Origin of the sequence: Duganella lactea (assembly GCF_009857505.1) — a bacterium.
GTDB classification, from domain to species: Bacteria; Pseudomonadota; Gammaproteobacteria; order Burkholderiales; family Burkholderiaceae_D; genus Rugamonas; species Rugamonas lactea.
Map to the genome: position 1 here is coordinate 23,370 of NZ_WWCP01000045.1, position 12,003 is coordinate 35,372.

The 12,003-nt window shown below is 55.9% G+C and carries 11 protein-coding genes and 1 pseudogene; 7 read left to right on the forward strand and 5 right to left on the reverse strand.

Annotation, left to right across the window (positions count from 1 at the left end; translation table 11 throughout):
- Nucleotides 1-13: 13 nt before the first annotated feature.
- Entirely contained in the window at nucleotides 14-2,986 is a 2,973-nt protein-coding gene (locus GTP44_RS23950) for a Tn3 family transposase (protein ID WP_161021393.1), read from the reverse strand.
- Between the two features lie 411 nt (nucleotides 2,987-3,397).
- On the opposite strand from GTP44_RS23950, the gene GTP44_RS23955 reads away from it, so the two are divergent.
- From GTP44_RS23955 to GTP44_RS23980, 6 genes are all read left to right on the forward strand, one after another.
- Nucleotides 3,398-3,760, forward strand: a complete 363-nt coding sequence (locus GTP44_RS23955; protein WP_229257058.1) for a DUF2946 domain-containing protein — start codon at nucleotides 3,398-3,400, stop codon at nucleotides 3,758-3,760.
- Nucleotides 3,761-4,134: 374 nt separating this feature from the next.
- Complete coding sequence (locus GTP44_RS23960; RefSeq protein WP_229257062.1) at nucleotides 4,135-4,290, forward strand: PepSY domain-containing protein; 156 nt, start codon at nucleotides 4,135-4,137, stop codon at nucleotides 4,288-4,290.
- 98 nt (nucleotides 4,291-4,388) lie between these two features.
- A complete protein-coding gene (locus GTP44_RS23965) occupies nucleotides 4,389-5,276 on the forward strand; it encodes an alpha/beta hydrolase (RefSeq protein ID WP_161021396.1) in 888 nt (295 codons plus the stop codon).
- 9 nt (nucleotides 5,277-5,285) lie between these two features.
- Nucleotides 5,286-5,666, forward strand: a complete 381-nt coding sequence (locus tag GTP44_RS28295) for a DUF2946 domain-containing protein (protein ID WP_161021397.1) — start codon at nucleotides 5,286-5,288, stop codon at nucleotides 5,664-5,666.
- Nucleotides 5,667-5,808: 142 nt separating this feature from the next.
- Nucleotides 5,809-7,251, forward strand: coding sequence for a cytochrome ubiquinol oxidase subunit I (locus GTP44_RS23975; RefSeq protein WP_161021398.1), 1,443 nt, complete (start codon nucleotides 5,809-5,811; stop codon nucleotides 7,249-7,251).
- Complete coding sequence (locus tag GTP44_RS23980) at nucleotides 7,244-8,275, forward strand: cytochrome d ubiquinol oxidase subunit II (protein WP_161021399.1); 1,032 nt, start codon at nucleotides 7,244-7,246, stop codon at nucleotides 8,273-8,275. The genes GTP44_RS23975 and GTP44_RS23980 overlap by 8 nt, the downstream gene beginning before the upstream one ends.
- Nucleotides 8,276-8,340: 65 nt before the next feature.
- Here GTP44_RS23980 and GTP44_RS23985 read toward each other — a convergent pair whose 3' ends face one another.
- Nucleotides 8,341-8,766, reverse strand: a complete 426-nt coding sequence (locus GTP44_RS23985; RefSeq protein WP_202424208.1) for a winged helix-turn-helix transcriptional regulator — start codon at nucleotides 8,764-8,766, stop codon at nucleotides 8,341-8,343.
- A 107-nt stretch (nucleotides 8,767-8,873) separates the two neighbouring features.
- Between GTP44_RS23985 and GTP44_RS23990 the strand changes: the two genes are divergently transcribed.
- On the forward strand, nucleotides 8,874-9,734 hold the full coding sequence (locus GTP44_RS23990; protein ID WP_161021401.1) for an NmrA family NAD(P)-binding protein: 861 nt from the start codon (nucleotides 8,874-8,876) through the stop codon (nucleotides 9,732-9,734).
- Nucleotides 9,735-9,738: 4 nt separating this feature from the next.
- On the opposite strand, the gene GTP44_RS23995 is transcribed toward GTP44_RS23990, so the two are convergent.
- From GTP44_RS23995 to GTP44_RS24005, 3 genes and pseudogenes are all read right to left on the reverse strand, one after another.
- Nucleotides 9,739-10,680, reverse strand: coding sequence for a GlxA family transcriptional regulator (locus GTP44_RS23995; protein WP_161021402.1), 942 nt, complete (start codon nucleotides 10,678-10,680; stop codon nucleotides 9,739-9,741).
- A 345-nt stretch (nucleotides 10,681-11,025) separates the two neighbouring features.
- The gene (locus GTP44_RS24000) at nucleotides 11,026-11,505 is read right to left on the reverse strand and encodes a copper chaperone PCu(A)C (protein ID WP_161021403.1); all 480 of its coding nucleotides are present in this window, start codon (nucleotides 11,503-11,505) and stop codon (nucleotides 11,026-11,028) included.
- 131 nt (nucleotides 11,506-11,636) lie between these two features.
- A pseudogene (locus tag GTP44_RS24005) lies at nucleotides 11,637-12,003 on the reverse strand (TonB-dependent receptor); the annotation flags it as partial.

Below are 12,003 nucleotides of genomic sequence, written 5' to 3' on the forward strand. Positions count from 1 at the left end.
GTAACCATCTGATTTATTGAAGAATTATAGTCTTATAATTCATTGGCGGCACCTTCCTTTCCAGATCCAGCGTATAGTCACCGTACCTGTTGATGTGCTCCGTCCGATACGGCGCCAAACTGGCTAAAATTTCCTCATCGATCGGGAACCCTTCCCTCTGCATCTCCTTCAGTGCACCCGTCATGGCCTCGACGTTGTGAAGGATCGCCAGATTGGCCACTAGCTGGTTATATTTCACCACCTTTCGTTGCTCGTGGCGCACATTCTCAGCGATGATGCCCTGATTCCCGAAGAACAACCATTTGATGAACTGGTTGAACTCCTCGCTCTTGTTGGTGGCCGCCTGAATCGTTTTCCGCAGTTCGACGTCGCCAATATACTGGAGCAGAAACTCGGTGCGCACAACCCGCCCCAGCTCGCGGAATGCAAAATACAGCTTGTTCTTGCGGCTTGCAGTGCCCAGCCGTCGTAGGATTGTGGACGGTGTAATTTTGCCGGCCTTGATCGACAGCGCGATGCGCAGCATGTCCGGCAAATGCGTTTCGATGAGTTCCCAGTTCACGGACTCACTGAAAAGGCCATTGATGTTTTCGTAGCGTGTTCCCCTGTCAGCCTTATAAAACACCAGACTCTTCAGGTTCCGGATGCGCGGCATCAGGTTGATCCCCAAAAGATAGGCCAGCCCGAATACAGGAGCGCTTTGCGCGTGCGTGTCGCCGTGCAGCGTGTCAGGCTGAATCTCCGACTCGTTCTTGATCAGGCCATCAAGGATGTAGATGGCCTCGTAAACGCCGCATGGAATGAAATGGCTGAATAGCGCGATATACATGTCGGACACGTGGTAATAGCCGATGCCGCCGTAACCACCATACCGGATGTGATATTCGGATAGCAGGTTCTGCTCGTACATGTTCCACTTAGTTCCGTCGGCCGAGGCGCTCTTGCCCGTTCCCCAGTATTTCGGCAGCAAGAATTTATTGTACGCGTTTATGACCTGTACGATGGCCTTTTCCAATCGCTCTTCGGTGATGTGGTGCAGATTCAACCAGGCCACCTGCTTACGGCTCAAGTCCTTGACCGAACGAGCGGTTTGCGTGGCGCCTAAGTTGCAGCCATAGCAGAACAGCGTTGTGATGAAGCGCCGCCGCGGATCATCCACTTTGGAGTCGAAGCCAGACAAAGGTCCGAACAACTTGTGCAGATCTAGCCAGCCTTCGGACTCCACCAGAATATCGAGGATATTCTTTTCGGGCAGGCGCTCCGTGAGAATCTTGTCGATTTTTTCCAGTGCCTCCGGTTTGGCATCTTTGGCGTGCTTGCGTAGGATCAGTTCGTTGCCGATGATATCAACGTGCTCGTTTTCCGGCATGTCGGCGTCGACGGCCGCAGCTACCTTTGTAAGGGATGTCCTGAGCGCTGCTGTGAATTCCTTCGGCTCGGTCTGCAAGCCAAGCATCGCACCGTATTCCTCCACTTGTGCCTGGTAGACGTCCCACTCAACGAGCTGAGTTCTGTAGTCGCTGAACTGGTCACTGTTGGCGACGTACAAATCGCCAGACTGCAGTTCCTGCATTGTTTCGGTAAGCACGCAGAGCTCAAAATATTTCCGGCTCACCTCCGATACCTGGTCGACTGAGCGCTGGCCAGTAATCAGCTTGCGCCATTTTTCTGGTATCCACTTTAGGTTGATATTCGTCCCGGCGATGGGCAACGACTCTCGGTGACTTTGGCGATGGGCCAGTACAAAACGAATCGCGTCGATCAAGGATTGGTCGGCTGATGTCGATTCCAGATTGAGCAAACTGAGACAGTTAAGCAGTAAGGGACGCTGCACTTGGTACGGCGCCAGCATAAACGGCAGGTAGTTGTTTCCCGCATAGGCTATGTGCTCGTCGCATTCGTTCAGCAGGCTGCCTGGTTCGTCATGAAATGCAGCGGTGATGCGTGCGCCCCTTTCCTCATCGTTTTCACCTTCAAAGAAGGCTTCGAGCACATCCCGCAGCTGGATGATCAACTTCTCCGCCCGCTTCTGGTGCTCCAGATAGTATCGGCGTAGCTGCTCTTCGGCTCCTGAATGGATTTTTCGCAGCTTGCGAATAAACATCTCCACCGCGTCGTCCAGCGACTTGCTCAGTTGGGCATGAAACAGCAGCACCATTAGCGCGTAGCGCTTATTGTGCTTGAGTGCTTTCATATCGGCCACATCAAGCGCACGCGCCTCATGGACGAATTGGCTGCGTTTCACAACCGGGATATGAGAGATGGCCGGCAGCTGCGTCGCCCAGCTCTTGAGCCATTGGAGGTGCTCTAGATACTGCCGCACTTCCATGTTGGTCGGCTTCTTGGGATCTTGCTTGAGCTGCTGCCAGCCGGTTACGCTTGGCGGCGCAGCCGGCGCCAGCATTGAGTCAAACCGAGCGATGACAGGCGACGTAAGGGGTTCGACGAGGCTTAGGAAAAAGCGATCGTTGACTTCGCTACGTGCGTTCGATGCCCTTCGATGGAGCGTGCTAAATGCGGGCAGCTCGAAGCGCTGACGTACCAATTCTTCAATGACCACATTGATGATATCAGCCAGTTCGTGCTTGGTTTGGGCCGCCTCGGTGGCCGCGTTCTGAATGGCGGAATAAGTGTCCTCGCTGATAGGCCTGATTTTCAGGTATGCCCTGATAACCTCCATCGAGCGCTGGCGCGAATTGGGTCGCTTCTCTTCTGCTTGAAGATCCCTTGCGGCGACCGAACGCGCGCCGATCGCCTTTCCGAGAAACGACAAAATTGGAGCCGGAATTTCGTCCAACAAGGGAAAGTAACCCAACTTCGGCAATGTTTTCAATAACAATACCAGATACAATCGGGCCGGTTCCGTGCGGGCATTGCGACGAACGAATTTGTGCTCCTCGTCACTGAGGCTGTATACGTCTTCAAGTTCGCGCTGCGTCAGCTCCGGTTTGAAACGCGGATACGCAGTTTCATGAATGCTGCTCAAGGCTCAGGCTCCTATATGGTTGAGCCGCGTACTTCTTACGTGCCCGGCAGCGTGCGGGCGATAGTCGTTGCGCGGCTGTACAAACATCGCAAACCAAACTTAAGATTTCGATAATTTTATATGCAGAACACATCAGTTTGGCGGCGTGCAAAAAATTATTTATGCTCTTTCGCTCTAGTCGACACGAATGCCATAACATTTGACCCGCATACAGGTCAAATCTGACCCAGCGTGGCTCACGCGTGACTCTTTCTAGGTCAAGAAATATGGACATCGATCTGATGCCCTACCGTTGAACGGTGATCTTAAAGTGGGGAATAGGACAAATTGCCCTACAGCTTGGCGTGACGGTAATCGGGTACAACTTTCCACTATAATGTCACGATGATTAGAACGGCAAAGCGACGAACATTGCATATCTGGATCGCCATTCTGGCAATTCTGTTCAGCGCGATCGCCCCGACCATTTCGCACTCGCTGGCCGGTGAAAGCGCGTCCGTCCTCACCTTGGAAATCTGTACCGTCAATGGCTACAAAGTTGTCAATGCTACTGACTCCGACAGCGGCACAGCGCCGGCTAAGGCCAAACATGGAATGGAGCACTGTGCCTTTTGCACGACGCATGGCAGTACATTTGCATTAACTAGTTCTTCATCAATTGTCTTTGCCATCGACTCCGGTCGCGACCTCTATCCCCCGCTGTTTTTCGCCGCGCCACACTCCCTGCATGCGTGGTCTGCTGCCAACCCGCGCGCACCTCCCATCCTCGCCTGACCAAGCCTTCAGCAGCACTCCCGTGCGCTGATTTGATCACATATCAAGTTCCAGTTTGAGGCCGGCTTGCCGGTGCACACTGCCGTCATCTATGTGACGACGATCTGAACCTGTTTAACGAGGATTGCCATGAACCACTCGCATAGCTCCACACAGAACTCGCTCGCCTTCGTCCTGCGGACGATGCGTTGCTTCAACGCCGCCGCTTTTGTCGCATTGGCGTTTTTCTACTTCGCCTCTTACAGCCTACCGCCGCTGCCATCACACTCAATGAAGCTCATACCCATGGCTCAGATAAGCCATTAACTAGATAAGCATATGCGTACGGAAAACGTACACAACAACTCAGCCAGATGTTCTGGCTTGTATCGCCGATGCGGCGCTGGCATTTCTTTGCTGGCGTCCTGTGTGTGAGATTTATTTTTCCGCTCGCCGTCACAGGTACCGTGTACTTTTTTCATAGTCAGTTGTTAATCTGGCTGGGCGCCGCTCGTTTGACACCTGGCAGTATTTCGGAAATCCGCTCGTGATGCCAGTGCAGCCACGGTCTGCCTTCATCACCGTAAAAACCAAGTTCTGAAAGACGACAATGCTCACGAAACATTCCATAAGAAGAATCATCCTAGGTATGGCCACGATACTGGTTTCGGCGGCAGTGACGGCGCAGACATGGACAGGCAATGGGTTAATTATTCCGCTCTACCCAGAAGGTGCAATTGCCTCGATTGGCGTTCCGGAAATCCGGGAGATCCCGGACAAGACGGGCGACATCATGATCCGTAATGTCAGTCAGCCCACTCTTGAACTGTTCAGTCCTGCGCCAGGCCATGCGAATGGCACAGCCATGATTATCGCGCCCGGAGGAGGTTTCGTTGGCCTGGGTTACGATGCCGGCGGCACAGCGGTTGCGCGTCGATTGGTGAAGCTTGGCGTCACCGCCTTTGTGCTCAAATACCGCACGATCCGAAGCGCTCCCGATCTTATGCAAATACCCGAAGTCCATATGAAGGAGATGCACACAGTCATGGCGCGGGCTAAGAGCGGCACTCCCGTAGAGTTACCGCGCTTTGCTGGCGAGCAGCATGCGGAGGAGGATGGTGCGCGCGCCATGAGGATCGTGCGACAGCGAGCCAGTGAATGGGGAATCTCCCCCAAGCGGGTCGGCTTTGCAGGTTTTTCCGCAGGAGCATTCCTTGCCGTAGATCTTGCCATCGGCGATAAAACGTCGAGACCTGACTTCGTTGTCTTGCTATACGGAGGACTACGAACACCTGTCCCAACTGATGCGCCCCCCGCTTTCATTGCTGCTGCAGCGGATGACGAATATCAGCCGAACGATGCATTACAGCTCTACGCTGCGTGGCGGCAGGCGGGCGTTGCCGCCGAACTCCACATCTACGAGCGCGGAGGTCACGGGTTCGACCTCAGGGCGAAAGGCACAACGAGTGATCACTGGTTCGATCAGTTGGCTTGGTGGATGCAGTCTCGCGGTCTTATTGATGGCACGGACCACTGATCCATGCGAATGGGCCACAAATTTTATCGACGAGTCGTATGGCTTGCGCTATGCGGGTTAATATTTGCGGCCCTTTCCCCAGCAATCTCCAAATTGCTGGCTACCTCGCAGGGCATCGAATGGACTGAAATCTGTAGTGCGGAGGGTAGCAAGCGCATTGCTCTCGATACGACGACGAAAAATGTCCCCAATGCCCCGATGGCCGCAGACAGTTACTGCGGCTATTGTGTCCTGCAGCACTATTCACCAGCTATCGGGACGTCTTCTTTGTCGCTGACAATAGCAGCGGCGTCAACTGTTGGCGCACTTGTCGGCAATGAAGGGCGCGCCCTCTTCAAGCGTTTCGTCCGAGACGCGCATCGTACGCGAGCACCGCCTGTGGTCCACTGACGTCCGTCCACGGCTTACTGCGCTTGCCCTGTCCAGCTGGCGTTAGTCGTGCTCCGTTCATCATTGCTTGACATCGCATCGGCTCAGCTCCGATGCGGTTCAGCGAGTTCAATTCGAACTAAAATTTTATGATTACGTAATTATGGAAAACCTTGACCCATTCTTGTTGGCGCGCATACAGTTCGCCGCCAACATCACCTTCCACATCTTATTTCCCACTATCAGCATCTCGCTCGCTTGGGTGCTACTTTTTTTCAAGCTGCGATTCGTTAAGACCCGCGAGCAGTATTGGATGGATGCCTACCAGTTCTGGGTGAAAATCTTCGCGCTGACTTTCGCTCTGGGCGTCGTCAGCGGTATCACGATGAGTTTTCAATTCGGCACCAATTGGCCAGGCTATATGGAAACAGTCGGCAACATCGCTGGGCCGTTGTTGGCCTATGAAGTGTTGACAGCATTCTTTCTTGAGGCAACCATGCTCGGGGTAATGCTGTTCGCCCGCGAGCGCGTCAGTGAAAACACCCATACCCTGGCCACCTTGCTGGTCGCCGGCGGCACCACCTTGTCGGCATTCTGGATACTGGCACTGAATTCCTGGATGCAAACACCAGCCGGCTTCGAGATGATCGATGGTCAGGCCCATGTCACCAACTGGCTGGAGGTAATTTTTAATCCGTCATTTCCCTATCGTTTCGTGCACATGATGCTGGCGTCGGGTCTCACGGTCGCTTTTCTGGTGGCCGGCATCTCGTCGTATCGTTGGCTGCGCAACGAGCGCTCGCACGAAGTGGCCGTCAGTTTGAAGACTGGTGTCTATCTTGCCAGCATCCTGATTCCACTGCAGATCATTGCCGGCGACCTGCATGGACTGAACACCCTGCAGCATCAGCCGGCAAAGCTGGCCGCGATGGAAGGTATTTGGACCACGCAAAAGCGCGTGCCTGCCGTACTGTTCGGATTGCCGGATGAGCAGGCAAAAGAAAATCGATTTGAAATCGCGATCCCTCAACTCGCCTCGCTGTATCTGACCCACACCCTGGAGGGCGAGGTCAAGGGACTGGATCAGTTCGAAGGAAAACACCCACCGGTGGCACCGGTCTTCTGGGCTTTTCGGATCATGGTCATGGTTGGCATGCTGATGTTATTTGCCAGTTGGATCAGTACCTGGCAGTTGGCGCCCTGGAAAAAGGGTAGCGACCGTACGCTAAGCCGATGGCAGGCAAAAATGCTGTTGACGATGACCTTCGCCGGTTGGATCGCTCTGGTGGCGGGCTGGTACACCACCGAAATTGGTCGACAACCATGGTTGGTCACTGGCGTTCTGACCGCCGCTGACGCCGCCTCCAAAGTGCCTGCGCCAAGCATCGCACTCACACTGACGATGTATTTGGCACTGTATCTGGCCTTGCTCATTGCCTACATCTCAGTCGTATTTCACCTCGCGCGCAACAAAAAAACGCCTGGGCAGCCGGCCGGCGCCAAGTCTGAGGCGACGCCGCGCGACCTGGGCAATACCGACATCCTTATCGAAGACACGTTGAACGTTGTCAATTACCCTCAAAAAGAAGGAAAGCTCCGTGGTTAATCTCATCCCCGATTTATCAACGGCTACAGGCTGGATGCCGATTGCCTTTTTGGCCGTCATGGGCCTGGCCATGCTCGCCTACGTTATCCTGGACGGCTATGATCTCGGGGTCGGCATGCTGATGCAGCGTGGCAGCGATCAACATAAGGACACGATGATTGCAACCATCGGCCCATTCTGGGATGCCAACGAGACCTGGTTGGTGTTGGGTGTCGGCATTCTATTAACGGTGTTTCCAATGGCACATGGATTCATCCTCGGCCAGCTCTATCTGCCGGTTGCCGTCATGCTGGTCGGCTTGGTGCTGCGCGGCGTCGCCTTTGACTTTCGGGTGAAAGCTCACGCCGGCCACAAGCCACTGTGGAATCGGCTGTTCTTTATCGGTTCGCTGATGGCTGGCTGGTCACAAGGCTATATGCTCGGCGCACTGATCAGCGGCTTTGCCGAAGGCTGGGGGGCCACGCTGTTCAATACCTTGGTCGGCTACACGCTGGTCACGGCGTACTGTTTGCTGGGTGCCGGTTGGCTGATCATCAAGACGGAAGGCGAACTACAACTCAGGGCAGTTGCCTGGGCCCGACGCAGTCTGTTGCTGGCGGCCCTGGGTATCGTCGCCATATCGATCATGACACCCTTCGTCAGCCATACCATTTTCGCCAAGTGGTTTGCGTTGCCCAATGTGGTGTTGCTGATGCCAATTCCGATCGCAACGGCGGTGTTAGTCTGGATCATCTGGCGCAGCCTGGCACGACTGCCGGTGAGACTATCCCAAGGCAACGAGTATGGCGCCTGGGTGCCGTTTGGATCGACGGCAGGCATTTTCTTCCTGGCGTTCTACGGCCTCGCTTACAGCCTGTTTCCCTGGCTGGTGATCGAAAAAATCACAATATGGGAGGCTGCCACTTCACCGGAGGCAATGGGCGTGATCTTGGTCGGCGCCGTGACGGTATTGCCTATGATTATTTGCTACACAATTTTTTCCTACCGTGTTTTCTGGGGTAAGAGCACCGCGTTGAAGTACTAAATTAGCGGCGAAGTCGTTGCCAGCGCTTGCGGTTGCGCAGCCGCTGGCAACTAAGGTCAAACAGCTTACTTCTTTGGTGGCGGCGCAGAGCGGGGCGTTGATGGCTCCCAATTGGTTGGGTAAGCTGGCGAAACCATGCACGAGATTGGATGCGTCTCAGGCGATGGCGAGGCCGGACGGTGCGGTAACGCATCGCCCCATTTGCTCATAGCTTCGAGCACCTCGCGCAGCGCTTCCCCCAGCGGGGTCAGCGTGTATACCACGCGCGGGGGTATTTCGGCGTATGCGGTGCGGATGACTAGGCCATTGCGTTCGAATCCGCGCAGGCGGTGCGTCAAGGTGTGAGCGCTGATGCCTGGCAGCGCTTGCCGCAGTTGCGTGAAGCGCGCCGGGCCACGTAGTAGCTCACGCACAATCAGCGTCGCCCAAGGGCCGTCCAGCAACGTTAAAAACCGTGCCACGCCGCAGCATGCTGGCTTGTCTTCTACCATGTCCATTTCTCCAACAAAATATCTTCTACATCTGCATTAGTGCATTTGACGTAACCGGTGTTGTATCCGGAAGATGGCTGTTCCGTAGTTCAACCAAAAGGAATCTCATGACATTCATCATTCACGGCGCCACGGGCGCACAGGGTGGACCACTGATCAAGCGCCTGCTCGCCACCGGCAAGCCGGCCCTGGCGGCGGTACGCAATGCCGCGTCCGCCAATGGCATGCCCGCCGTGGCTGTCGACAACGCATCGGTGGACTCGCTGGTGGCCGCCTACAGGCACGCCGAAGGGGTTTTCTTCCATCTGCCGCTGGCGGCCGAGACGGAGCGCGTGCAATACGCACGTAATTTCGCCCAAGCCATCGCACTGGCGAGGCCGGCGCGCATAATCATCTCGACCAGTGGCAACGTGGTTGACGAGCCGGGTTCGCCGATCCAGGTGCCTGACGACAGCGCCGTCGCCGTGCTGCTGCGCGAAGTAGCACGCACTGGCGTCAGCTGCGCAGTGGTGGCGCCGCGCCTGTATCTGGAAAACCTGTTGCTGCCGATCCAATTCGACGCTATCAAGGCCGAAGGCGTGCTGCGTTATCCGCTGCGGTCCGACTACCAGGTCTCGTGGAGCTCTCATCTCGATGTGGCGGAGGTTGTAGAAAGTTTGCTGGCAGATCCCACCATCACAGGTATCGTCGGACTCGGCCACGAGCCCGGCCTAGCCGGCAGCGACTTGGCGGCAGGATTCGCGCAGCATCTCGGCATGCCGGTACGCTACGAAGCCATCAGCCCAGAAGCGTTCGGCGTCATGCTGACCCCGTTGTTCGGCGCCGGGCCGGCGGCGGGCGTCGTCGCCGGCTATCAGGCCAAGGCGCAAACCAAGGCATGCGTAATCGCCAACGCGACAAGCGCCCAGAGCTTGCTGGGACTGCAGCCGCGTTCGGTGCAGCATTGGCTGGCCGACGTACTGGGCTAAGCTATCATCGGCGCGACTGAAAGTTGCGCCGATAGTCGTGCGGACTGGTACCAACCAGTTTGGTGAAGCAGGCGCGGAATGTCGCGCTGGAACCAAAGCCGCTGGCGTCGCCCACTTGCTGAATCGACAGCATGCTGGTTTCCAGCAGCGCCTGAGCGTGCCGCACGCGCGCCCCCAGCAGCCATTGCAGCGGTGAGGTGCCAGTCTGCTGCATAAAGCGTCGGCTCAGCGTGCGCTTGCTGAGCGCCGCTTGGGCGGCAATCTGCTCCAGGGTCAAAGCACGATGCAACTGCGACGCCATCCACTTGAGCACCGGTTGCAGCGCCAGCGACGAGGTCGGCTCGGCATGGATGATGAATTGCGCCTGGCCGCCGCTGCGCTCAAGCGGCATCACCGCCTCGCGTGCGGCATCGGCCGCAACGGCGGCGCCGTAATCGCATCGCACCAAGTGCAAGCACAGGTCCAAACCCGCCGCCGCGCCGGCTGAGGTCAACAGTTTGCCATTGTCAATGAACAGCACGTTGGGGTCGACGCTGATGTCTGGAAAGCGCTGTGATAATTTTTCTGCCTGCTTCCAGTGGGTGGTTGCACGCCTTCCTGCGAGCACGCCGCTGGCGGCCAGCAGAAAGGCGCCGCTGCAAATCGAAGCGATGCGTGCGCCGTCTTCGGCTGCCGTCCTGATGGCGGCAAGCACTGCCTCAGACACTGGCGCGTCAACGTCGTCAATGCCAGGAATAATCACGGTGTCGGCGCCGCGCGCATGGCTCAACCGCCAGCGTGTGTGTAAATCGAAATGCCTTGCAGCCACCGAAGGCGCCTCGCCACACACCTTGACCTCATAGGGCACGGCTAAGCCAGGTACACGCACCCTGCTCAACACATCGCAAGCGGTGGACAGATCGAAAGGAATGACGCCGTGTGGGGCCAGAATCGCAATTTTGTGCATGGCCTAATTATAGCGACAGTATGAATTATCGCCAGTTACTAGCATGCGATGGCACAAAGCTGGCGAAGAATGACAATATATTCGATTTTCTTGTGGCATCTTTGATCAATCGCAGAGATCGATTTTCTAAAAAAAATTGAAAGGCATGCGCGGCTGGACCTGACACATAGCTGGGTGTATCGCGCCGGCGATGCTGGCGCCGTTGAGGTTCAACTTGCTTTACGTAATGCGTTGGCCCAGCGCTACTTCGTGTCCAGCAATCTCCACGTTTCGCGCTGGATCATGCCTGCTCAGGGGGCGCAACGCCAGTCTGACGGCGACTTACCTCTTTTAATTTCGGCTAGATCAATGCGCTTTGCCACCGTGGCCTGAATGTGCTTCCCCGACAGGGGAAGCATTCAGCGGCCGCGCGGGCGCATCCACCTTGACCGTCTGCCGCTTGCCGTCCGCCGCTTCAAACTCCAGCGTCAAGGGGACGATATCGCCGACCTTCACTTGCTGCGTCAACTTCAGCAGCATGATGTGATAGCCACCTGGCTTCAGCTCGACCGTCTTGCCGGCGCCGATCTCAATCGCCGGTATCTGACGCATCGTCATCACATCGTTTTGCATCGCCATCTCGTGGACTTCAACCGTCGGCGTCAATGGCGAGCTAGCAGCAACCAACCGTACCGGGCTGGGGGAATGCACTTGCATAAAAGCGCCGGTGGCGTTTTGTTGCACCACAGTCGCGCGCACCCAAGCCTGCTTGACCGTGACCTGGGCTTGGGCTGTGGCAGCCAGTAAACAGGCCGCAACTATAACGAAATGCTTGATAGAACTCATACTGATCTCCTTTGAGGTTAGTGGTGGATTATCATTTCAAACGATGCTGTCCAGCACCGGAAAGGTCGAATCTGTGTTTTCAGCCTCGATCATGACGATGCTGGACATTAAACAAACTATGTCCCTCAATCTTAGAAATGCATATTCAACGCCACATAAGCTGAACGGGGTTGTACCGGCATTACCACCGGGAAGGCAAAATACTGATAGGTGTCGAATACCTTGCGTCCAGCCAGGTTGACGGCCGACAGCGACAGCGTGTAGCGGCCAATGTCGTAGGATGCCTGGGCATCCACCATTGCGTAACCCGGTACCGACACAGAATTGGGCAGCGTCAGTTCGCGGGCGCTGAACGCACTGACCCCTGCGCCAGAGCTATAGTCGAATCTGGTGTACGGGCTGAAATCTGCAGGCGGGGATGAGGCGGTGGAGATTTTGTTGGAAAATTTGATTGTCGAGATCAAAACCAACCAACAGAGGAAACTCCACCATGACGAA

Excerpts from the sequence above, each read along its gene's own strand:
- GTP44_RS23960 (WP_229257062.1), top strand. The coding sequence starts at position 4,135 with ATGCGGCGCTGGCATTTCTTTGCTGGCGTCCTGTGTGTGAGATTTATT.
- GTP44_RS23965 (WP_161021396.1), top strand. The coding sequence starts at position 4,389 with ATGGCCACGATACTGGTTTCGGCGGCAGTGACGGCGCAGACATGGACA.
- GTP44_RS28295 (WP_161021397.1), top strand. The coding sequence starts at position 5,286 with ATGGGCCACAAATTTTATCGACGAGTCGTATGGCTTGCGCTATGCGGG.
- GTP44_RS23975 (WP_161021398.1), top strand. The coding sequence starts at position 5,809 with ATGGAAAACCTTGACCCATTCTTGTTGGCGCGCATACAGTTCGCCGCC.
- GTP44_RS23985 (WP_202424208.1), bottom strand. The coding sequence starts at position 8,766 with ATGGTAGAAGACAAGCCAGCATGCTGCGGCGTGGCACGGTTTTTAACG.
- GTP44_RS23990 (WP_161021401.1), top strand. The coding sequence starts at position 8,874 with ATGACATTCATCATTCACGGCGCCACGGGCGCACAGGGTGGACCACTG.
- GTP44_RS23995 (WP_161021402.1), bottom strand. The coding sequence starts at position 10,680 with ATGCACAAAATTGCGATTCTGGCCCCACACGGCGTCATTCCTTTCGAT.
- GTP44_RS24000 (WP_161021403.1), bottom strand. The coding sequence starts at position 11,505 with ATGAGTTCTATCAAGCATTTCGTTATAGTTGCGGCCTGTTTACTGGCT.